We start from the raw sequence: 23,278 nt of genomic DNA on the forward strand, positions 1-23,278 counted from the left end.
CTGCACAACCTTTGTCAAATACGGCAAGTACTTTACGCTTTACAGCATGCAACAAAATGTCCCGGCTCTCTTTCCTCAAACGGAATATCAGCAGCGCGGCATTCATCACTTGCAAACGGGCATCTGTTCGCAAAACGACAGCCCGGTTTCGGATTAATCGGATTGGAAACTTCACCCTTGATAACTTCGATTTTCTTCCCCTTCATCTCGATGCTAGGCACCGGAATCGCAGACAGCAACGCCTTTGTGTACGGATGAATCGGGTTTTTGAACAGTTCCTTAGACGGAGCCAACTCCACGCACTGACCCAGATACATAACAGCAATCTGGTCGGAGATGTGACGTACAACAGAAAGGTCATGGGTAATGAACATATAGGTCAAGTTTCGTTCGTCCTGCAGATCCATCAAAAGGTTCAAAATCTGTGCCTGAATGGATACGTCCAACGCGGAAACCGGTTCATCACAGACGATAAACTTCGGATTTAGCGCTAGGGCTCTTGCCACACCGATTCTCTGGCGGCGACCGCCGTCCAGTTCATGCGGATATGCGCCGGAAAGACGTTCCGCAAGGCCTACGGTTTCCATCAGCTCAGAAACCTTATCAAAAACTTCCGCTCTGCTTCCGCAGGCTTTGTTAATAATCAGTGGTTCTGCAATCAACTCCTGCACACTCATACGTGGATTCAGACTAGAATACGGATCCTGGAAAATCATCTGCATATCCTGCCTGATTTTATGAATCTGTTTATGCTTATAATCCGTAATATCGTTTCCATCAAAGATAATTTTACCGTCGGTCGGCGCATGGAGCTTCAGAACAGTTCTTCCCAGCGTGGACTTTCCGCATCCGGATTCGCCTACAACGCCCAAGGTTTCCCCTTCGTTGATAGACAGCGTAACGCCGTCCACCGCATGAAGCTGTACCCCTTTGGATATATCAAAATACTTCTTGAGGTTTTGTAATTCTATTAACGGTTTTCCCACGGTTATACCTCCTTCGCTAGGTTCTCAAAAAGATGGCATCTAATTTTGTGCGTGCCGGAAACAGCTTCTTCTGGATGAACTTCTCTGCACTGTTCCGTGCACTTTGGACATCTCGGTGAGAAATAGCAGCCGCTTGGCAAGTCGGTCGGATCAGGCATCATACCGTCGATTGGGTGCAGTCTTTCTTCGTCTCCTTCCAGGCTTGGAATTGATCCGAACAACCCTACCGTATACGGATGATGTGCGTCTCCTGTAAAAATGTCTTCCACTGTACCATACTCGATGATTTCACCAGCATACATAACAGCCACCTTATCACAGGTCTGTGCGACAATCCCAAGGTCATGGGTGATCATTATCATCGCCGTATCCAGCTTTTCCTTCAGTTCCTGCATCATAGCCAGTACCTGCGCCTGAATGGTTACATCCAGGGCTGTAGTCGGCTCGTCTGCGATGAGCAGTCCCGGATTGCAGGCAAGGGCAATCGCGATGACAACACGTTGTTTCATCCCACCGGAGAACTGGTGCGGATAATCTTTTTTTCTGGCAGCTGGAATGCCAACCAGCTCCAGTACTTCTTCCACTCGAGCATCAATCACTTCCTTACTTCTGCCCTGATCATCATGGAGCTGCAGAGACTCTGCAATCTGATCCCCTACAGTCAAAACCGGATTCAGCGCCGTCATTGGATCCTGGAAAATCATAGATACCTTCTCGCCGCGGATTTTCTGCATTTCCTTCTCGGAAAGTTCCAGTACGTTTCTACCCTCTAGTTCAATGCTGCCATTTGTAATCTGCGCCGTACGCTCCGGCAGCAGGCGGAGAATGGAAAGTGCCGTCGTCGTTTTTCCTGCGCCGGTTTCTCCCACCAACCCCAGGGTTTCTCCTTTATCCAAATCAAAGGAGATGTTGTTGACTGCATAAACTGTTTCCAAATCCGTCTTATAGATCACTTCCAGGTCCTGCACCTGTAAGAATTTTTCTTTCATCTTTTATTCCTCCTAGTCTTTCAGCTTTGGATCCAGCGCATCTCTCAGCCCGTCACCGGCAAGGTTAAAGCACAGTGCTGCCAGGACGATGAAGATACCCGGAATATACAAAAGATACGGCGCGTTAAACATATACTGTCTCGCATCAGAGAGCAGTGCCCCCCACTCTGGCGCAGGCGGCTGTACGCCCATGCCCAGGAAAGAAAGTCCGGAAGCGGATAAAATCATGCTGGAAACGTTCATGGTCGTCGTTACAATGATTGGTCCCAGCGCATTTGGAATCACATATTTTAAAATAATACGCAGGTCAGAACCGCCATAAGACCTTGCTGCTTCAATATAATCGTTGTCAATGACAGTCAGCACCACAGAACGCACCATACGTACCATGCTCGGCACACAGGATATGGTAATGGCAATGAGCAGATTTCTAAGATTCGCACCCAGCGCCGCTACAACAGCCAGCGACAGCAGAATCGGCGGAACCGTCATCACTACGTCCACAAGACGCATAATCACATTATCGACCGTTTTGCCGTAATAGCCTGCTGCTGCACCAAGCAGTCCACCGATGAGCAGGGCAAAGATACTGGTAGAAATGCCGATGAGCAGAGAATATCTGGAACCGTGGACAATACGGGCAAAGAGATCTCTACCAATTTCATCGGTGCCAAACCAGTGTTCAGCGCTTGGTCCCTGCAGTCTGTTGGCAGGATCTTGGGTAATTGCTTCCTGATACGGAACAATCAAATCTGCAAAGATTGCAATCAGCAAAATAAAAACCAGAAGTACAAGGCCCAGCATAGCAGTCTTACTTTTTTTGAATCTACGCCAGATTTCTTTCACCTGGCTGTTCTTTTTCGATGTTTTCTTGTTCATATGTAAGTTCCCTCCTGATTAACTCTTATACTTAGCCTTTAGCCTTGGATCTATATATGCGTAGAGCAAATCGACGATCAGCATAATCAGACAGAACAGAACTGCCAAAAACAGTGTCGCTGCCATGACAGTCGGCGTATCCTTTTGACGAATTGCCGTCACCATCAGCTGACCAACACCCGGTACACCAAATACGGTTTCGATGATGACTGCGCCGCCAAGGCTTGCACCAAAACCCATACCAATCGAGGTCAAAACCGGCAGCAGTGCATTTTTCAGTGCATGACGGAAAATGACGATTTTAGACGGTGCCCCTTTGGATTTTGCCGTTCTGATATAATCCATGCGAATGGTTTCCAGCATGGTGGAACGCGTCAAACGAATATCCGCTGCGATGTTGGACAAACTCAGGGTAATCACCGGCAGAATATAGCCCTGCCAGGAATCCAGTCCGTTGGATGGCAAAAGCCCCAACTTTAAGGAAAAGATCAGCATCAGCATCAGCGCCAGCCAAAATCCCGGAACTGCGGAAAGCACCATGGAAGTCGTCGTCAGCACATTGTCCAGTACCGAATACTGCTTTACGGCAGAAATCACACCGAGGATAATGCCGATGACCGCGCCCAGAAGGCAGGACCACAAAGTGAGCCAGAAGGTCGCAGGAAATCTTGCCAAAATCTCATTGAACACCGGCATGCGGGTTCTGTAAGAAATGCCGAAATCAAACTCGGTAACAATATCCTTTATATAGTTAAAAAACTGTGTAAAGAATGGCTGATCTGCACCGAGGGCATGATTAAGCGCGTCAATGTCTGCCTGTTTGGCGGTCATCCCCAGAATCAGCGATCCCGGATCGCCCGGTGTCAAATACATAATAGTAAACACCAGGAACGTGGCACCAAACAGAACGGGGATGGTGAGTAATAGCCTTTTGATTACGTACTTATACATACTGTTTCCTCCGTCTTTTTCATTTAGGTTTTGTATAATACCAATTTTCTTTTATCGACATTTTAACTCATTTTGTAAAATTCGTCAATAAATTTGCAAAATTTATATTGCAAATTTTTTTAAAATTTGATAATATGGTGTTGCAAACAAAGAATCAATCAAAAATAAAGGAGGAACGCCAATGACTACCAATCAAAGGTGGCCCTATCCATCACAGGTCGGCAAAACCACCCATATGGAAGCTGATGTGCTGGTGCTGGGCGGCGGTATCGCAGGCTGTATGGCAGCGATTTCGGCGGCGAGAAAAGGCAAAAGCGTCATTCTCGTAGAAAAAGGCGCAACAAAGCGCAGCGGTGCAGGCGGCAGCGGCTGTGACCATTGGGAGTCCGCAGCAACCAATCCGTGCTCCGGAGTTACACCGGAAGAACTGGTTGAAGCTATGCTGGACGATAATGACGGCTACAACAACGCTATTTCCCATTACATAGAATGTAGAGAAGGCTGGGACCATCTGCAGGAAATTGAAGAAATGGGAGGCAAAATCAGAGACACAGAGGACGAATTCGCAGGAGCCGACTTCCGCGATGAGAAGACCAAGCTGATGTTTGCCTACGATTATAAGAATAAATTTACCATCCGTATCTGGGGTACTACTTTTAAACCAGCTATGGAAAAAGAGTTGAAGAGACTGGGCGTCAAAATTGTGGATCGCGTCATGGTCACTTCCCTTTTGACAGAAGGCGGCAAAGTCGGTGCAAAATGTATCGGCGCTACCGGCATTCACACCAGAACCGGCGAATTCTATGTTTTCTCCGGCAAGGCCAGCATCATCACCATGTCAAGACCGGCAAGAGTCTGGCTGTTTTCATCAGCCCATCCAGGTCTTTGTGAATTCCGCCCGATGACAACCATCGGTGACGGTCACGCCATGGGCTGGCGCGCAGGTGCGGAATTCAATATGATGGAAAAATCCGTTCGCGCAGAGTTTTCCTCCGCAGGACGTTCCTTCCCGCCGTACAGCGCAGGCAACAACCACAACACCTGGTATCCGGCTTCTCTCATCGATGCAGAGGGAAAAGAAATCCCATACGCAGACAGAGACGGCAATATCTTAAAGGATGTCAAATCCAGATTCTACCCTGCCGAAGGACAGCACTACTTTATGAAGGGCGGCAATATCGAGCAGGCGAAATATGAATATGACGGACCGGAAACCCTTCCATATGATAAATTGAAAGAAATGGGCTATAAGCTTCCTTTCTATGCAGATCTTTCCTCCATGCCGGAACTTGAGAGAAAAGTCATCTGGGGCATGATGGTCGGGCAGGAAGGCAAGACCAACGTACCGGTCTATAAAAATTTCACAGAAGCTGGATTCGATCCTGAGAAGCACGTGCTGCAGTGCTACGGCGTAGGCTGGACCAGTGCAGAGTTCCTGCCGCAGGAACGGCAGCTCTTCGGTATGCCTGGTGGTTTCATGAACGACTGGAATCTGATGACTAACATCGAAGGACTCTTTGTGGCAGGCGACAGCCTGTACTCTTCCAACTGCTTCGGTCACGCCGCTTCTACAGGAAGCTATGCAGGCAGAAAGGCTGCCGCCTTTGCAGAGGGCAAAGAACAGGTATCCCCTTACCAGCCGCAGATTGACGCAGAAATCGAACGAGTTTACGCTCCCCTTTACGCAGATCCGGAAACAGGCATCAGCTGGAAAGAACTCAACGAGGCCACCGCAAAAGCGATGCAGAATTACTGCGGTGAAATCAAGCGTGATGAACTCCTTGAGTCTGGTGTGGAACTTCTTGCAAGATACGAAAAGGAATTCGTTCCAAATGCTTACGCTGCAAACCCGCATGAACTGACGAGACTGCTGGAAGTATTCGATATCCTCACTGTATCTCAGATGATTCTGCAGGCTTGTCTGGCAAGACATCAAACCTGCGAAAAGCTGGAATTCTTCCGCTCCGACGATGACGGCAAAGAAAAAGCACCGTTCATCGTAATCAGTCAGGACGGCGAAAAAGTAGTTCGCAGAGAAGTACCGCTGGATTATGCAGGCAACATCAAGGAAAACTACGAAAAACACAATCAAGATTATATTGAGGAAAAGAAAGGAGGCTGCTGCGAATGAAACCGATGAAAGAATTTACCATTAGAAAGACGCCTCCTGCTGTACCTCTCACCTTTGATACAGAAAAGTGCATCGGCTGCGGTCTTTGCATGGAAGCATGCCAGATGGACGTTTTAATCCCGGCGGCAGAAAAAGGCGCACATCCTGAAGTTGCTTACGCCGACGAGTGCTGGTACTGCGGCTGCTGCGTCATGGAATGTCCGAAGGACGCCATCAAACTGCACCATCCGCTGATGAATCAGACCCGCTGGGTAGAAAAGGCAAGCTTACTTGCGAAAGGAACTGAAAAATAATGGAACTGTTAAAAGAACTGACCCAGGCCTGGGGCGTAGCAGGCCGCGAAAAAAATATCCGCGCCATCATCAAGAGAGAAATTGAAGGTCACTGTGATGAAATGTTGACAGATGCGGTAGGTAATTTAATCGCTGTCAAATACGGAAAAGAACATCCTGACAAGAAAAAAATCATGCTGGCTGCCCATATGGACGAAATCGGTCTGCAGGTGAAAAAGATCGAAGGCGACGGTCGCATCAAAGTATGCCATGTCGGTTTTGTCTGGGCAGGCGCCCTCTTCAACGACAAAGTGGTCTTCCAGAACGGCACTGTCGGTGTAGTTGGCTGCGAAGGCATGATCTGGGATGCCAAAAATGATTTAGATAAACTATACATAGACATCGGCTGCACGTCCAAAGAAGAAACCGAAAAATATGTCAAGGTCGGTGACTACTGCGGCTTTATCGGGAACTACTACGAGTTGAAAAACGAACGAATTACGGCCAAATCCTTCGACAACCGGGTCGGCTGTTACATTCTGATTGAGGCTTTAAAGAAAAACGACGGCACCGGTCCCAATGATATTTACTATGTCTTTACGGTACAGGAAGAAGTCGGCTGCCGCGGTGCGATCGTTTCTGCTGAAAGAATCAAGCCGGACATCGGTATTTCTGTCGATGTAACGCCGGATCACTTCTACCCAACTGACCTAACCGGCGCAAACGCTGTAGGCGAAGGAATCGGCGTCAGTGTGGGCAATCCATCAGCGATGCTGGACGAATATCTGGTCGACTCTATGATCGCATGCTGCGAAGAAAACGATATCAAATATCAGCGCGACGTCATGGACAGAGGCGGCACAGACGCCAGCAGCATCAACATGAGTGGCATGGGTGTTCGTGTCTGCGGCATTTCCGTTGTTGACAGATTTCCACACAGTCAGAGCTCCATCATCTCCAAGGAAGATGTCAGAGGCGCCATCAAACTGACTGACTTATACACCAAACAAGTCTTCCAATTTACAGAATAGGCACGTTGTCCATTCTGTAAGTCGTGATAGAACCGAAAGGAGAAGAATTATGAAAAAGAAATTGATGAAGGGACTTGCCCTGATGCTGTCCCTGACCCTTGTGATGGGTCTGTTTGCAAGCTGCGGCGGAGAAGCAAAAACTGATTTGACCGTAGCAATCGACTCTGACTATGCAACCCTGCACCCTGCCGACACCATGTCCGCAGCAGAAGCACGTATGACTGCGCAGATCTACGATCCACTGATTTTCAGAAATTATGAAGACCAGACCAAGCTGGAATCAAGAGTGGCGGAAAAATGGGAAGTCAGCGAAGATGGAAAATGTTACACTTTCTATCTCAGAGATGATGTGACATTCCACAACGGAGATCCTGTTACAGCAGAAGACGTTGGTTTCTCCCTGGATTTATTCAAAAAATCTCAGTATCAGGGTGCTGTCGTAGATGGACTGGATCACTACGACATCGTAGATGCACACACCATCAAAATCTATACCACCCACGTATACGCCCCATTCCTGACCAGCATGTCAGACCTTTACATTGCAAGTAAAAAATACTACGAATCCGTAGATGAAAATACGTTTGCACAGGAACCGATTGGATGCGGTCCTTACAAATTTGTCAGCCACGATATCGGCGACAAAGCAGTCTTTGAAGCATACGACGGATACTATCAGGGCGAAGCACCTATTAAAAAGGTAACCTGGAAAGTCATCAGTGACGTTGCTTCCATGGGTATGGCAATCCAGACCGGCGAAATTGACTTTGCTGAAATCGATGCTTCCGTAAAGAGCACGCTGGAAGGCGTTGACAGCGTGCGGCTTCTTGATGCAGACCAGACTACATTCGGATTCGTTGCCATGAACACCGAAAAAGAACCGTACAACAACGTAAAATTCCGTCAAGCAATCAACTATGCGATCGACCGTGAATCCATCGTAGCAAGCGTATGTGAAGGCCTTGGTGAACCAAACTCCAACCTGCTAACACCAGGCAGAATGGGCTATAGCGAAGAACAGATCCAGTACACTTATGATGTAGAAAAAGCAAAAGCCCTGCTGAAAGAAGCCGGCGTAAAAGAAGGTACTGACCTTGGAAAAATGTATGTCGCAGAACAATACAAGCTGTTAGCCCAGATGGTACAAGCAAACTTAGAGGCCGTTGGTTTGAAAGTACAGATCGAAATTCTGGAATTCAACGCTTATCTGGATAAACTGAGACAGGGAGACTTCGGCATTACTGCGCTGCAGATGGGACTGGAAGGCGATACACAGATGCTGTCCATGGCACTGACCAAAGATTACATCGGTATGGCAAATAACGCCCGCTACTCCAACAAAGAAATCGAAGATATGTTCAAAGAAGCAACTACCATCATCGATGATAAAGACAGAGAAGCACTGTATGTAAAGCTCTTCACAAAAGTACAGGAAGAAGCAGTCTATGCAATTCTGTATAACCCTGGCATGCTGTATGCTGCCAATGCAAATCTGAATGTACATACCCTGCCGCTTGAGGGTGAGTATTTCTTCTATGACTTCTCATGGTAAAGGATGATATCCTGTTTCCCAATGAACCAAAATTCTAAAGAGGATATGGAGCATCGTCTCCATACCCTTTTCTTTTATCAACCCTAAAGGAGGTACTGACATGGATCCCAGAAATCAAAAATTATCCGAAATGATTGTAAATTATTCTACCAACGTGCAAAAAGGTGAAAAAGTACTCATCGAATACGAAAACGAAGTCTGCATCCCGCTTGTGAAACAACTGATTGCCGATGTGTACAAAGCAGGCGGTCTGCCTTACGTCAATATCCGTGAGTCCGCGATTATCCGCGCCCTCTGCATGGGATGCACAGAAGAACAACTTGCATACCAGACTGACTACCTGCTCTATCAGGGACGGGAAATGGATGTATATATCGGCGTTAGAGCCTTCAACAACGTATCCGAAATGGCTGACGTGCCAGCAGATAAAATGAACCTGTATTTCCGCGTCAACAGCCCGACCAGAGAACAGCTGGTCAACGATACCAAATGGTCGGTGATGAAATATCCCAACGCAGCGATGGCGCAGCTTGCCTCTATGAGCGAAGACGCGTTCACAGACTTTTACTACGATGTCTGCACCATGGATTACGCAAAAATGAGCAAAGCCATGGATCCGCTGGTGAAGCTGATGGAAAAGACTGATCAGGTACATATCGTAGGTCCAGGTACTGACCTTACCTTTTCTATCAAGGACATTCCAGTCATCAAATGCGACGGCAAAATCAATATTCCAGACGGTGAAATCTACACCTCCCCTGTCAGAGATTCTGTTAACGGCGTGATTACCTATAATACCCCTTCCCAAGAACAGGGATATACCTATGAAAACATTCGTTTCGAAGTCAAAGACGGAAAAATTATCGATGCGACCTGCAACGATAACAAACGAATCAACGAACTGTTAGATACCGACGAAGGCGCTCGCTACTTCGGCGAATTCGCCATCGGCGTACATCCGTACATTCTCCATCCGATGAAAGATACCCTCTTCGACGAGAAAATCTGCGGCAGCTTCCACCTGACGCCGGGCAGAGCTTACGAAAACGCCTATAACGGCAATAATTCCGCTGTACACTGGGATTTAACCCTGATTCAGCGTCCAGAATACGGCGGCGGAGAAATGTGGTTTGATGACGTGCTGGTCAGAAAAGACGGACTATTTGTTCTGCCGGAACTGTTACCGCTGAACCCGGAAAATCTGAAATAAAGAGGAGTCCTTCAAATGAAACAGGAAATTACACGTCTTCGCACCGTCATGAAGGAACATGGACTGGACGGCTATCTGGTGCCGACCACCGATTTTCACGGCTCCGAATACGTCAACTATTATTTTAAATGCCGGCAGTACCTGTCCGGCTTCACTGGCTCCAACGGCACCCTGCTGGTAACCGAAGATGACGCCAGACTCTGGACTGACAGCCGCTATTTTATCCAGGCGGCAAAACAGCTTGACGGCACCGGTATCTCCATGATGCAATGCCAGCAGCCGGGCGTTCCGGAAATCGAAGACTATCTGCCTACCATCGCGGGAGAAGGTTTTAAACTAGGCTTTGACGGGCGCATTGTCAGCTTCCAAAACGGCGAAAAGTACGCTGCCAGCTGCGAAGTGGTCTACGATTTGGACTTGGTAGACGAAATCTGGGAGAATCGTCCTGCCATCAAAGCGTCAAAAATCTACGCCCTGCCCGATGCTGTCACTGGAGAAACCGCAGAGTCCAAGCTTGCTCGCGTGCAGGCTGCACTAACTGAAGAAGGGATAGATTACCACCTGCTTACCAGTCTGGAGGATATCGCATGGCTTTTTAACCTGCGAGGCAATGATGTAGCAGATACGCCAGTATTTTTCGCATTCGCCCTGCTTACGCCAAAAGACGCCCGTCTTTACATTCTGGATGAGAGCTTCGATACTGCGCTGGTGCCGGTTGGCGTCACCGTTCTTCCTTACTTGCAAATATTTGAAGATTTAAAGACCCTTTCCAGGGGCAAGTGTCTATTGAACAAGCGGCTTGTCAGCTATGCGCTGATGTTGTCCATTCCGGAAACCGTAGAAGTAATCCACGGCGCAGGGCCTATTGAATTGATGAAAGCCGTCAAGAATCCGTCTGAAATCGCGGCGACCAAATTCGCCCATATTCAAGACGGCGCCGCCATGGCAAATTTCATTTACTGGTTAAAGAAAAACGCCGGCAAAATAGAAATCACCGAGGTTTCCGCCAGCGAATATCTGAAGCAGTGCCGCTACGCGCAGGATGGGCTAATCGAACTAAGCTTTGAAACCATGGCAGGCTACGGCGTCAACGCCGCCAGCATCCACTACGATACAAAGCTTGGTCATCCCTGCTATCTGAAGGATGAAGGGCTTCTGCTGGTAGATTCTGGCGGACAGTATATCGATGGCGGTACGACGGATATCACCAGAACCATTTCTCTGGGTGCTCTAACCCGGGAAATGCAGACACACTACACCATGGTACTGCAGGCCTATCTGGCGCTGGAACACGCCCAGTTTACCGCGGAAACCACAGGACGTGAGCTAGATCAGCTTCCGCGCGAAAAGGTAAAGGCAGCGGGTCCTAGCTATCAGTACGATACCGGTCACGGCGTAGGACACATTCTCAGCGTTCACGAAGGTCCTCGTATGATTGGACCGACCGACAACCACATGCTGCCGGGCATGATTACCAGCAATGAACCGGGAATCTACATCGAAGGTAGCCACGGTGTACGCATCGAAAGCGAACTACTCTGCGTGGAAAATCCGGACGGCAGCCGCAGCTTTGAATGCATCACCATGTGCCCACTGGACAGAGCCGCCATCCTGCCGGAGCTTCTCACAGAGGAAGAACTGACATGGGTCAACGCTTATCACAGAGAAGTTTACCAGAAGCTGGCGCCGCTGCTGGAAGAAGATATAAAAAGGTGGCTAGCAGAGGAAACAAAAGAAATTACCAGATAGTTGTTCTCATCATACAAAAGGCTGCGAAGCGCAGACGAAATCATTTCGCCTGCGCTTCGCAGCCTTGCTTTTTCGCAATACTTTGCCCGTCTCATATAAAGCTATTAGACGATTTTGAGAAAGCCTAAACCTCACGTTCCGCACTGTATCCGTACCGGCGACGGTATTTCAGGAACATAAACGCAGACAGGAAAACAGCACCAAATTCTGCAGCCGGTGTCGCCACCCAAATTCCTGTAATGCCAAAGAGTGACGGCAGCACAATCATCGCAACCACCATGAACACAAAGGATCGCATAAAAGCCAGTACTGCTGATACAATACCATTTGACAACGCGGTAAACATGCCGCTGACAAAAATATTAAAGCCAATAAATAACAACGCAATCGTACAAATACGATTTCCGCCTGCCGCTAAATCAAACACCGGGTTATCTGGCCGCGCGAAAACAGAAACTAACGGTTTTGTAAGAAGCAGCGACAGCGCAACTGTTGCTGCGGAAATGCAGCCAATGACTTTTAGACTAATCTTAATCAGCTTCTGTAATTTTTCACGATTTTTTTCTCCGTCATAAAAACTGATTATCGGTGCGACGCCATAAGAATAGCCGGTATACAGAGAGCTTGCAAACATCAGTACGTACATAATAATCGTGACAGCTGCAACACCGTCTTCTCCTGCATAACGCAGCATGGTCCAGTTAAACAGCATGGTGACAATCCCGGTAACAAGCGCAGTTGCCATCTCAGAGCAGCCATTGGATGCGGCACTGCGAAGAACGCGCAAACGAAATACTGGCTTTCTGAAATGCAGTAAGCTTTTTTTCTTGCTGAAGACAACCAAACCTACGACCGCCGTCACAGAATAACCAAGCCCCGTTGCCAAAGCCGCACCGCTGATTCCCATGTCAAACCAGGCAATCAGCACATAATCAAGCACCATATTCAAAATGCCGCCGCTGACGGAGCAAATCAGTGAAAGGCTTGCCTTCTCACTGGCAATCATATACAGGGTAAAATTGTTCATCAGCAAAATGGGAACCGTAAACAATAGATAGCGACTTAGATAAGCCGTGCAATAACCCATAACATCCGCAGATAATCCCATATTCGTGAGAATTGGCTTCATCACCCCATAGCCAAGCCCGCACATAAAAATCCCCACAACAACATTCACTAGAATGAGAAAAGTGAAATCTTCTCTGGCTTCCTCTGTCTTTTGTTCGCCCATTTTGCGCATAATCACCGCGCTGCCGCCTGTAGCAAGCATGGTTGATATTGCCGTAACCAGCTGAATGAACGGCGCTGTCAAATTGATGGCAGACAGCGCTTTGGTGCCAATCAAATTAGAAACAAACAGACCGTCCACCATGGTATAAAAAGACATAAATACGCTCATTGCAATGGTCGGTACCGCGAACTTCAAGATATTTCCTAGTGTTACAGGCTGTGCATATGCATTTTGTTTTTCCATTTTTCTTCTCCTCGCACTTGTTTTTCTCTACTGTATGTAGTATCATAAACCATACAGTAACTGTACAGTCAAGAGAAAAAGGAGAATTTTTATGGATACGAACGCAAAACTTCTCACGATTGGTCAATTTGCCGCCCTCCACGGAATCAATAAAAAAACACTCATGTGGTATGACGAAATCGGACTATTCAAACCCGCTCTCATCCACCCTGAAAATGGCTATCGCTACTACAATTATCATCAAAGCGCGCTGCTCGAAACCATTTTAATGCTCAGAGAATTAGATGTTCCTGTCAGCGAAATACAAACCTTTATCGCACATCGATCCGCAGAAACGCTGCAAAAGCTGCTGGACAAGAACATACTTCTGCTCGATAAAAAAATCGCTCATATGCAGGCGATGCGCAAAAACCTTTCTACGCGCCGTCAGCACATAGAGCATCTGCTGCACATGGATTTATCAGAAATCCGCCGCATCAAAAAAGATGCCTCCTGTCTGGTCACAGTTCCTATCGACAAACAGACATCCTATGATGAACAAGTAGAAATGATTCTGGAAGAAACACAAAAATATCAACTGCGCCGCCTTCACGACGCTTCCTACGGCACGATGATTTCTGTCAAAAGTCTGCTGGAAAAACAATTTGAAGATTACAGCAGTCTGTTCATCGAAGTTCCTTTCCCCATTCAAAGCGAGGGACTGCATATGCAGCCTGCGGGCGACTATCTGCAAGCATTTTACCAGGGTGATTGGAGTCAAATGTCCTCCAAATACGAGGAAATTTTTTCTTATGCCACAGACCATAATCTGCAGCTTTCAGGATACTCCTATGAAATGATAATTAACGACAACGTAACAGAGTCTATGAAGGAGTACATCGTGCAGATTGAAATTCCTGTTTGTTCCGACCGTATATTATTGTGAGACTTTATTTTCCCGGCATTTCGCCCGATACTGACTTGGGGACATGCCGACCTGCCGCTTAAATGCCCTGCAGAAATATGCGGTATCCTGAAAGCGCATAGTTTCTGCAATTTCAGTTACATTAAGTTCTGTATTTACTAATAGTCGCTTCGCCTCCGAAAACTGTGCCTCACGGATCAAAGTACCTACTGTTTTGCCGGTGATTTTTTTAATTTGCTCATTAAGATGACTCTGGCTAACCCCCCAAATTTCCGCATATTCCGATACTGATAAGTTTTCACAAACACGCTGATCGATTAGATTTTGAAGCCGCAGATGCAGTTCCCCTGCCATGCCAGGCGTTCGTTCTATGCCCTGATGTGCAATTTCTCGATGCCGCCTGTGAAAATAAATCAACAAAATATTGAGACATGCCCGCAGCACCTGCGCATAGTCGGGCGACTTGCTTTCATATTCTCTCAGCATCATCCTGCAGACTGCCCGCATGGTCTGTGCAAAATCCTCGTCCATATAGATGGCAGGCATTTCTACCATTTCCTTAAAAAGTTGAATTTCCCAAACAGAACTGACACTGATGCTGGACTGAAACAGAAACTCCTCCTGGAAATAAATAAGAATGCCTTTCGCCCTGGTGACATTTTTCCAGTAGTGTACCTGACCGGGACTGATAAGAAAAACCACATTTTTCAGGTCATCGTACGCCGTGTAATCGATGATATGCGCTCCATCTGTCTCTTCAAGGAACACAATCTCATAAAACGGATGCCGATGTGCAAAAGCTGCCGAATCTCCAAAAGCGCTGTCGTCAATATTGTCATAAATGCAGAACCCGAATTCCGGGTCTTTCAGCTTTTCCGGCTGATGAGTCTGAAGTGATTTGTAGTCTTCCAAAAGTTCAAGGGTATAAGTCTCTCCACCATAGTCAAACATCTGCGCGTCTTCCAGCACCTCAAGTTCGTGGGTATGGTACGGCGGAATATGTACCAGACAATCCTTCTCTGCAATGTAGGTTTCACCTTCCACATCAAAACGAATTTTGCCGTCCGCCACATAATAGAGTTCCCAGTTTTGATTTGGATAATGCCATTCCACGCACAGTCCCTTCTGCAGGAAAGCGATGGATTATACGACGGAATTATGGTACTTTTTAATAAAATGCAACAAGTGCACACTAACCCACATCTTTCTTATACTTCGTCAGTTGTGCATATGCTGTCAATTTATCTCCAATCCGCACAACTTTCACGATGCAAGGTGTGCAAATCCTGCTGACCATGCTGCCTCTTGCACAACTTTTGCGCTTTGTAACACGAAAAACATTTTTTCCATCAAAAAAGTTGTGCAAAACGAGATGATTTCATCCTGTTTTGCACAACATACTGCATGCCAGTTTGCCCTTCTTCACTAAAAGTTGTGCAAATTTCGCATTTCAATCCTTCCTTGCACAATCAACTAGGCTAAAAGTTGTGCAGAAACGGTTTTATCACATTCATATGCACAACTCTGCAGCTTACATCCTTTTACCGCCTGCAATATACCTCTATCGCCCGGCTGACAAAGGCCGCCGTACCGGCGCCCCCAGCTTTATCGATGTTTGCCGAAAATTCCGCGTCTGCGATATACATCGCGCCAAGCCCTGCTAAGATCTCATCGGTACAGGTATAGTAGTGTTCCGTAATAAAATCCTGCAGCCTGCGCACCTGTGCCTGCACCTTATCAGATTCCGGCGCGCTTTCCCGCATAGCGCCGAATTCCGCGAAAATGTCCATCATCTGCATGCCCATATGCTGCATCTCCTCTCCGGTGCAGTTTTTCGTCTTTTCGGTAAATTCCTTGTACGCAGAGGTTTTCCCGTATGCCGCTTTTGCGCGCGCCGCGTATTCGTCCATTTTACTTGTATCAAATGGTGTAAAATCCATATTGCTCACTCCTGTCGTTTTGATTTCACGGGCAAGTTCAATGAGATTTTCAAGGTGCTGCTTTTTCATCGTCAGCAAAGTAATCTGCTGCGTAAGCGCCTTGTCTCTGTCAAAGTCCGGACTTCCCAGAATCTCTTTGATCTCCTTTAAGGGAAATTCCAGTTCTCGAAACAGCAAAATCTGCTGCAGCCGTGCCAGTGCTGTATCACCGTACAGCCGGTAGCCTGCCTCCGTCACAGCGTCCGGTTTCAAAAGCCCGATGGCATCATAATGATGCAGTGTGCGCACACTGACGCCGGTAAATGCACTGACCTCTTTTACTGTTTTCATACTGATTTCCTCCCGTGTAACTACAGTATAAACGATGACGTAACGTTAGAGTCAAGGGATTTTTCTATATTCACTCGTTGCATATAAACCGGCGTCTTGGGCACGTTGATCTCCACGCCGTCATCATTAGGCACAGGAATGAGTGGCAGATTCGTAATGCGTTCCACAACGTCCCAGCCGGAAATCACTTTGCCAAAAGCGGCAAAATTTCCGGAAAGCCGCTTGCCTGCCTCATCGGACAGTACAATGTAAAACTCACTGCCTGATGCGATTTTTCCATCGCCGCTCATGGCAACTGTTCCCTTTTCAAAGGGCACGCGGTTGACAAATCCATTCAGCGCGCACTCTGCGACTAGTTCCACATCGCAGCGTGAATCATCAAAATGGGTATAGCTGGGCTGCAAAACAAAGTCCGGCACAATGCGGCGAATCTGCCTGCCGTCATAAAGCCCTGCCTTTGCCATGCGAATAAAGGAAGCGACCGTCTCCGGCGCTTCCCTTTCATATAATCGGATTACTACACTGCCCAGCTGCGTATTATCCATTGCAAATTCTATCACTGCAGTGGAATCATTCATGCCTTGTTTTCCTTTCTCTGAAAAAATCCAAGCAGCAGCGGCATCATTTCCCTGCTGTATTCCGAAAGGGAATACGCGCCGCCCGTGAGACACCAGTCTGTTACAATGGCTCGCTCCGTCATCACATAAGCACGCACCAGCTGGCTGACCGTTTTATCTCTGGTAAGTTCCCCTCTGAGCTGTCCTTCCTCGATGATTCTGGTAATCAAGCGAAAGTACACACGATTCGTATCCAGCAGATGACGATATCCCTTGCCCTGCAGCTGCTCCGCATACATCGAAGCGATTAGATTTGGCGAGGTCATATCTTCTATCATAGCGTGGACTTCACCGTTGAGAAAAAGCAGCTTCTGAAAGCTATCCATTTCCGGTTTCAGTTCTTTCTCCAGCTCCGCGTATTTCTCATCCAGAATATCAGACCAGGTCGCAAGCAAGTCGCCTTTGCTCCGGAAATAATAGTAAAAAGAACCCTTGGCAATCCCTGCTTCCTCCAGAATATTGTCCAGTGTTGTATCTTCATATCCTTTCTCCCGAAACAGCTTCCACGCGGCATCGATAATTCGGCTTTTCATGTCCCTGCGAGTTTCTTTACCCATCGTTTCCCTCATGACAGCCTTACATGCTCGCTGCTTTATCCATACATGCCTGCATACACTCGATCAAAGCGCTGCGGAATCCTCTTTCTTCCAGCACACGCACCGCCTCTATCGTCGTACCTGCCGGCGAACACACCATATCCTTCAGTTCGCCTGGGTGCTTGCCCAGCTGGGAGACCATTGCTGCACTGCCTTCCACCGCTTTCGCTGCAAATTTATATGCTTGCGGTCTCGGCATGCCGCCCATGACTGCCGCGTCCGCCATGGCTTCGATCATCATAAATACGTAGGCAGGAGAACTGCCGCTAACTGCAACTACAGCATCCATCACGTTCTCAGCAATAATCTCATAGTCTCCAAAACCGCCTAAAATTCTGCTGGCAGTTTCCTTGTCTTCTTCTGTAACAAATGTATTGCAGCACATTGCCGTCATGCCGCAGCCCACCATAGCTGGCGTGTTCGGCATAGTTCTGATAATGCGCACATCCTTTCCGAACTGTTCGGAAAGCCATGCAAGGGTTTTACCCGGCGCGATGGTAATCACAAGCTGATGTTCTACCGCGTCCCGAATTTCCTCGATAACCGTCTGATAATACTGCGGTTTTACCGCCAGCACCACGATATCCACTGCTTTTACTAAATCCACATTGCCCGCGGCTTTTTGGATGCCAAACTTCTCCGCCGCTTTTTCCGCCGCTAAAGCCAGCGCGTCCGTTCCGTAGATGTCAGAAGGCGCGAACACCTTTTCCTTAATGATACCGCCCATGATAGCGGAAGCCATATTGCCGCAGCCGATAAATCCAATTTTCATAAGTCTCAACCTCTCTTATTGTAATTTTTCAAAGAATACGCGGCAGGCAGCGCATGCCTCGTACAAATCGCTCTTTAACATAAACTCATATGGCGAATGGGCGCCCAGCACACAGATTGCAGCGTCAAAGCTTTCCATGCCCATATTGGAATAATCCATTGACATGGTGCCAAAGCCGCCGAACTTCTCAATCCCCGCAAAAGGCTGCCAGATCACGCCGTTATCGTTAAAGACTTTGCGCACCTGTCCCAAGAATTCCGCGCTGGCTTCGCTGGTGCTCATCTTGCCGTAACGGCTGGCATACTTAATCACCTGCAGCCCGTGTCCCAAGAGTGACCCGCTGTACGGTTCACAGAGTTCCGGATAGTTAGGGTCATTACCGCAGACCGCTTCCAGCGACATCACTTTGCTGCCCAGCTGAATTTTGTTCAGTGCAATTCCATCTCCGCCGCATCCGCTCTTTTCCGCCAGCAAACGGAGGAAATAGTCCGTTACTCTGGAATGGGAACCGGAACGTCCTTCAAAACCAATTTCTTCTTTATCCGCAAAGATGGCAATTGCGGTTCGTTCCGGCGCCTGGCACGCCAAAATGCCATGAAGCTGCGCATAGACCGCCGCCCGATCGTCAAAACCGTAGCCGCACAGCGCGCTGCTGTCAAGACCAATATCTCTGGTCCTGCCTGCCGGTACGATTTCGATTTCCGCACTGATAAAGTCTTCTTCTATCATACCATACTTTTCGTAAAGATACTGCAAAATATTTTCTTTTACGGCGTTTGCCATATCTCCTTCCGCAGGGGTTGCGCCCAGGAACACATTCATCTGCTCATGGTTATAGGCTTCTTCCTGCTTTCTCTGCCCCTGCTCCACAGAATAGTGCAGCGACATATCGGTGATAAAGAGAGCCGGTTCGTCTTCCGACGCACCCTCTGCAATTTCTATGACAGAACCGTCTTTGCGCACCACGGTGCCGTACATGGACAGAGGCGTGCTGGTCCATTTCTCCAGCTTGGAAAGGCTGTACATGCAGGTCTTTCCGTAAGCAAAACCATCTTTTTCAAAGATTGGCAGAATCTTAAAGTCAAGACGTGTACAGTCAGTATGAGCTGCCACAATGTTTGCGCCCTCCGTTAGCGGCTTCTTTCCGACCACAGTCAAATAGAGCAGCTTTCCGTTATCGTTATAGTACACCTTGTCGCCGGCGTTCACGCTGTCCTTTCTCGTGATATCAACAAAGCCTTTCGCCTCTGCCCGTCTGACCGCCTCCGCCACACAGAGGCGTTCTGTCTTGGACGCGTCGTTAAACGCCTTAAAATCTGCTGCCGTTTCCATAATACTGTTTTTCTTTTCTGCGGAAGCATTCTTCCAAATATTGGTACGCTTATAGTTCAGTTCCATCTTTTTTCCTCCTAGTTAAAATCCTGTTCGGTTCTCATGATGATTTCATCCTGCAGCGCTTTGGACAGGTTGCGGAAATAGTCGCTGTAACCCGCCACGCGCACGATCAAATCCTTGTTTTCCTCCGGATGTTTCTGCGCCTCAATCAACGTATCTCTGCCCACCACGTTAAACTGGATGTGGTGACCATCCATGGCAAAATAGGATCGAATCAGGTTTGCCATCTGTTCCAGACCCGTATCTCCTTCCACGGTTTTCGGCGTAAATTTCTGGTTGAGCAGGGTGCCGCCTGTGGTCAGATGATCCATCTTTGCCGCCGATTTGATGACGCTGGTCGGTCCGTAAATGTCCGCCCCTTTTTCCGGTGAAATCCCCTCGGATACCGGCATGTGGGCGTGTCTGCCGTTGGCGCTTGCCAGCATCACCTCGCCGAAATAAACGTGACAGGTAGTCGGCAGCATATCGATGCGGAAATGTCCGCCCTTAGTATTCGGTCTTCCCGTTACGGAATCTCTGAAATAGGCGAAAACTTTTTTCATGATGTCGTCCGCGTAATCGTCGTCATTGCCGTATTTCGGGCTAGCGTCGTGTACCCAGTGATAGATATCATCGTGGCCTGCAAAGTCGTCTGCCAGCGCTTCCATCAGCTGCTTCATATCAAAACGCTTTTCATCGTAAACGTTGTATTTAATCGCGGACAGACAGTCGGTAATGGTGCCGATGCCGACCCCCTGAATATAGCTGGTATTGTATCTGGCGCCTCCTGCATTGTAATCCATGCCTTTTGCGATACAGTCGTTGGTAATGGAGGAAAGAAGGGGTACCGGCATGTTCTTCGCGTAAATCTGCTCTATCACATTGGTGCCTCTCACCTTGATGTCCAGGAAGTATTCCACCTGCGCGAAGTATGCTTTTTCTAACTCCTCATAGCTGTGATAATCTGTAGCCTCGCCGGTCTTCAGTCCCAGCCGCTTTCCGCCTACCGGGTCAAAGCCATTGTGCAGAGTGATTTCCAAAATCTTCGGCAGGTTGAAGTACCCGTTCAAAATATATGCTTCGTTTCCGAACGCGCCGGTTTCTACGCAGCCGCTGGTGCCGCCAAGGCGAGCATCCGCAATGGATTTTCCTGCATTGACCAGTTCCATGACGATGGCTTCTGTATTATAAAATGCCGGCTGTCCCCATCCCTGTCTGGAAATCTCACAGGCTCTTTTCAGGAATTTTTTCGGCGTTTTTCTGCTGATCTGCACGTTGGAGCTAGGCTGTAGCAGACGCATGTCGTCCATACAGTCTAAGATCAGATAGCTGACCTCGTTGACGCCGTTTTCCCCGTCCGGCGTGATCCCGCCGGTATTGATGTTTACAAAGTCCGTATAGGTGCTGCTTTCTTTCAAGGTGATGCCTACCTTCGGCGGCGCCGGCTGGTTGTTGAATTTTACCCACAGGCACTCCAAAAGTTCCAGCGCTTTTTCTCTGTCCAGGACGCCGTCTTCGGTGTCTTTTCTATAAAATGGAATCAAATGTTGATCCAGTCTGCCCGGTGAAAACGCATCCCAGTTGTTCAGTTCGCCAGTCACGCAGATATGTACAAACCAGTACATCTGAATCGCCTGCCAAAAGGTTTTCGGCGCATGCTCCGGTACTACCCTGCAGTTTTCGGAAATCTGCTGAAGCTCCGCCTTGCGTTTTTCGTCAGTTTCCTGTTCCGCAAGCTCGCCTGCATAGCTTGCATATCTTGCGCCCAGTGCGATAATGCCCTCGCACGCCAGCTTCATACCTTTCAGTTCGTGTTCCTTTGCCAGTGCCTGCGGGTCGTTATAATAATCGATGTTTTTTAGCTCTGTTTCAATTCTTTCAATACGCTCTGCAAATCCTTCCACGTAAATCCGATTGCCACAAACGGTATGTCCCGGACCTCTCTGCTCCATGAACTCTGTAAAAATCCCTGCTTCATAAGCATCTTTCCATTCCTGGCTCATATGGTCTAAAATTTTCTTCCTGATGGTGCGATTCTGCCAGTAAGGGATAATCTCCGCTTCCTGCAGTGCAAATCCCGCCTCATCGACAGAAAAATTGATTAAATCCCTGTCGTTCATCACGTGCATGTCTTCCATACTGTGACAGCAAAGTTCTGGAAAGGTCGGCGCACCTTGGGGCGACGCACCTTTTTCTCCCACAATCAATTCCCCTTCGCCGATGTAAAGGGTCTTTTTCTCACAGTAATCCTTCAGCGCCTGTCCCCGCAGCTCCGGTACGGAAAGCACTCCCTCAAACTGCTTATAGGTTTCCGTCATAATCTTCGCGCGCTCCATGTCGATGTAAGGCTGAGTGGTTACGCTCTTTTCCCGCAGCTTCTGCACTCTCTCATTCATGCCTCTTTGTTCCATCTTCTTATCCTCCAATCTTTACGTTCTGAAATCCCATTTGCTGTAATATGTTCTGATAATCCGACAATTCGCCATCTGTCGGCGGCGCAAATACATCTTCGTAGGTTTCACCCAGCTGCCGGTATTTATCTTTGCCGTGATCATGATACGGAATTAAATTGATTTGTGCCGGCGCTATGTGATTCTCTCTGAGCCAGCGTCCAACAGATTCTATATCTTCTGACGAACTGTTGACCGGCTTTGCCAGAGGCAGCCTGAGCCAGATCTTAGCACCTGTTTTTGACAGCTTCTGCAGATTTTCTAAAATCAGATTATTGTCCACGCCTGTATAATGCTGGTGTTTTTCCAAATCTAACGCTTTTAAATCATATAAAAAAGTATCTATATAAGGTAAAATTTCTTCAAATTTCTCCCATGAACAAAAACCACAGGTGTCAATATTGACTGAAATGCCCCTATCGTAAAGCGCCTGCACCAGGTTCTTCAAATAGCCCGTCTCAACCCCCATAACTTCACCGCCGGAAAGGGTTACGCCTCCGTCAGATTCCTCATAAAAAATCTGATCTGCTTCCAGCATTTTTACCAGCTTCGCAGCTTCATAGCTGCGCCCTACTCTTTCAAGCGCCTGATGCTTGCAAGAGTCTACACATTTGCCGCATTTTCTGCAAAGATTCATATCTACAGATATCCCATCTTCCTGCATTTGAATCGCACCAATTCCGCAGGTCTTGATACAGCCGCCGCAAGAGACACACCGCTCTTGAAAGATGCGAATCTGTCTGTCCGGATTCTGCGTTTCCGGGTTGTGACACCACTTGCATTTCAATGGACACCCCTTGAAAAATACTGTGGTTCTGATGCCCGCTCCGTCATGAATGCAATATTTCTGAATATTGGTTATGTATGTCATCAATCATTTCCTTTATTTTATTGAACTTCGGTTTGTACTATAGTCTAATTATATCACTAGTTCTATTTTTCTGTCAACAGTTCTTGCAAATTGTTCGCAATATTTTGTACTGTACTCAAATATTTTTGATTAAAATTGTAATATTTTGCAATATATTATCTCTTTTTATTTATCTCTTGAATTTTCTTCAAAATTTTGCT

The 23,278-nt window shown here is 47.6% G+C and carries 20 protein-coding genes; 7 read left to right on the forward strand and 13 right to left on the reverse strand.

The features are described from left to right. Window positions 1-32: 32 nt before the first annotated feature. From NFR88_RS04355 to NFR88_RS04370, 4 genes are read right to left on the reverse strand one after another with little or no spacing between them, the layout of a single operon-like run. The gene (locus NFR88_RS04355; protein WP_160201517.1) at window positions 33-986 is read right to left on the reverse strand and encodes an oligopeptide/dipeptide ABC transporter ATP-binding protein; all 954 of its coding nucleotides are present in this window, start codon (window positions 984-986) and stop codon (window positions 33-35) included. 2 nt (window positions 987-988) lie between these two features. After that, window positions 989-1,975: an ABC transporter ATP-binding protein gene (locus tag NFR88_RS04360; protein WP_251613762.1), complete on the reverse strand. Its 987-nt coding sequence runs from the start codon at window positions 1,973-1,975 to the stop codon at window positions 989-991. 12 nt (window positions 1,976-1,987) lie between these two features. Continuing rightward, a complete protein-coding gene (locus tag NFR88_RS04365) occupies window positions 1,988-2,854 on the reverse strand; it encodes an ABC transporter permease (RefSeq protein WP_160201515.1) in 867 nt (288 codons plus the stop codon). 18 nt (window positions 2,855-2,872) lie between these two features. After that, entirely contained in the window at window positions 2,873-3,805 is a 933-nt protein-coding gene (locus NFR88_RS04370; protein WP_160201514.1) for an ABC transporter permease, read from the reverse strand. Between the two features lie 181 nt (window positions 3,806-3,986). Here NFR88_RS04370 and NFR88_RS04375 point away from each other — a divergent pair, with 181 nt between their 5' ends. The 6 genes from NFR88_RS04375 to NFR88_RS04400 all read left to right on the forward strand — a co-directional run bounded on the left by NFR88_RS04375 (window position 3,987) and on the right by NFR88_RS04400 (window position 11,750). Then, on the forward strand, window positions 3,987-5,936 hold the full coding sequence (locus NFR88_RS04375; RefSeq protein WP_251613765.1) for an FAD-dependent oxidoreductase: 1,950 nt from the start codon (window positions 3,987-3,989) through the stop codon (window positions 5,934-5,936). Next, window positions 5,933-6,229, forward strand: a complete 297-nt coding sequence (locus NFR88_RS04380) for a 4Fe-4S dicluster domain-containing protein (protein WP_160201512.1) — start codon at window positions 5,933-5,935, stop codon at window positions 6,227-6,229. The genes NFR88_RS04375 and NFR88_RS04380 overlap by 4 nt, the downstream gene beginning before the upstream one ends. Then, window positions 6,229-7,239: a M42 family metallopeptidase gene (locus tag NFR88_RS04385; protein ID WP_251613768.1), complete on the forward strand. Its 1,011-nt coding sequence runs from the start codon at window positions 6,229-6,231 to the stop codon at window positions 7,237-7,239. Before NFR88_RS04380 ends, NFR88_RS04385 begins: the two co-directional genes overlap by 1 nt. 49 nt (window positions 7,240-7,288) lie before the next feature. Continuing rightward, window positions 7,289-8,791, forward strand: coding sequence for an ABC transporter substrate-binding protein (locus NFR88_RS04390; RefSeq protein WP_251613771.1), 1,503 nt, complete (start codon window positions 7,289-7,291; stop codon window positions 8,789-8,791). 100 nt (window positions 8,792-8,891) lie between these two features. After that, window positions 8,892-10,001 carry an aminopeptidase gene (locus tag NFR88_RS04395; RefSeq protein ID WP_160201509.1) on the forward strand — a complete coding sequence of 370 codons (1,110 nt, stop codon included), beginning with the start codon at window positions 8,892-8,894 and terminating at the stop codon, window positions 9,999-10,001. A gap of 15 nt (window positions 10,002-10,016) precedes the next feature. After that, window positions 10,017-11,750, forward strand: coding sequence for an aminopeptidase P family N-terminal domain-containing protein (locus NFR88_RS04400; RefSeq protein ID WP_251613774.1), 1,734 nt, complete (start codon window positions 10,017-10,019; stop codon window positions 11,748-11,750). Between the two features lie 124 nt (window positions 11,751-11,874). Here the strand turns inward: NFR88_RS04400 and NFR88_RS04405 are convergent, their stop codons facing one another. Then, window positions 11,875-13,224 carry an MATE family efflux transporter gene (locus NFR88_RS04405; RefSeq protein WP_251613777.1) on the reverse strand — a complete coding sequence of 450 codons (1,350 nt, stop codon included), beginning with the start codon at window positions 13,222-13,224 and terminating at the stop codon, window positions 11,875-11,877. 91 nt (window positions 13,225-13,315) lie between these two features. Between NFR88_RS04405 and NFR88_RS04410 the strand changes: the two genes are divergently transcribed. After that, a complete protein-coding gene (locus NFR88_RS04410; protein ID WP_251613780.1) occupies window positions 13,316-14,149 on the forward strand; it encodes a MerR family transcriptional regulator in 834 nt (277 codons plus the stop codon). Here the strand turns inward: NFR88_RS04410 and NFR88_RS04415 are convergent. From NFR88_RS04415 to NFR88_RS04450, 8 genes are all read right to left on the reverse strand, one after another. Further along, the gene (locus NFR88_RS04415; protein WP_251613783.1) at window positions 14,141-15,241 is read right to left on the reverse strand and encodes a helix-turn-helix domain-containing protein; all 1,101 of its coding nucleotides are present in this window, start codon (window positions 15,239-15,241) and stop codon (window positions 14,141-14,143) included. The genes NFR88_RS04410 and NFR88_RS04415 overlap by 9 nt on opposite strands. Before the next feature lie 428 nt (window positions 15,242-15,669). Then, window positions 15,670-16,398, reverse strand: a complete 729-nt coding sequence (locus NFR88_RS04420; RefSeq protein ID WP_251613786.1) for a MerR family transcriptional regulator — start codon at window positions 16,396-16,398, stop codon at window positions 15,670-15,672. A 20-nt stretch (window positions 16,399-16,418) separates the two neighbouring features. Beyond that, window positions 16,419-16,976, reverse strand: coding sequence for a peptidylprolyl isomerase (locus tag NFR88_RS04425; protein WP_160201503.1), 558 nt, complete (start codon window positions 16,974-16,976; stop codon window positions 16,419-16,421). Further along, a complete protein-coding gene (locus tag NFR88_RS04430; protein ID WP_251613789.1) occupies window positions 16,973-17,572 on the reverse strand; it encodes a TetR/AcrR family transcriptional regulator in 600 nt (199 codons plus the stop codon). Before NFR88_RS04430 ends, NFR88_RS04425 begins: the two co-directional genes overlap by 4 nt. 19 nt (window positions 17,573-17,591) lie before the next feature. Further along, entirely contained in the window at window positions 17,592-18,383 is a 792-nt protein-coding gene (gene proC, locus NFR88_RS04435; protein WP_251613791.1) for a pyrroline-5-carboxylate reductase, read from the reverse strand. A gap of 15 nt (window positions 18,384-18,398) precedes the next feature. Beyond that, window positions 18,399-19,781 carry a zinc-binding metallopeptidase family protein gene (locus NFR88_RS04440; RefSeq protein WP_251613795.1) on the reverse strand — a complete coding sequence of 461 codons (1,383 nt, stop codon included), beginning with the start codon at window positions 19,779-19,781 and terminating at the stop codon, window positions 18,399-18,401. An 11-nt stretch (window positions 19,782-19,792) separates the two neighbouring features. Then, window positions 19,793-22,168 carry a trans-4-hydroxy-L-proline dehydratase gene (gene hypD / locus NFR88_RS04445; RefSeq protein WP_251613798.1) on the reverse strand — a complete coding sequence of 792 codons (2,376 nt, stop codon included), beginning with the start codon at window positions 22,166-22,168 and terminating at the stop codon, window positions 19,793-19,795. 4 nt (window positions 22,169-22,172) lie between these two features. Then, window positions 22,173-23,078 carry a glycyl-radical enzyme activating protein gene (locus NFR88_RS04450; protein WP_161907697.1) on the reverse strand — a complete coding sequence of 302 codons (906 nt, stop codon included), beginning with the start codon at window positions 23,076-23,078 and terminating at the stop codon, window positions 22,173-22,175. Window positions 23,079-23,278: the final 200 nt, after the last annotated feature.

The organism is Senimuribacter intestinalis (assembly GCF_943192965.1).
In the GTDB taxonomy this organism is placed as follows: Bacteria; Bacillota; Clostridia; order Peptostreptococcales; family Anaerovoracaceae; genus Senimuribacter; species Senimuribacter intestinalis.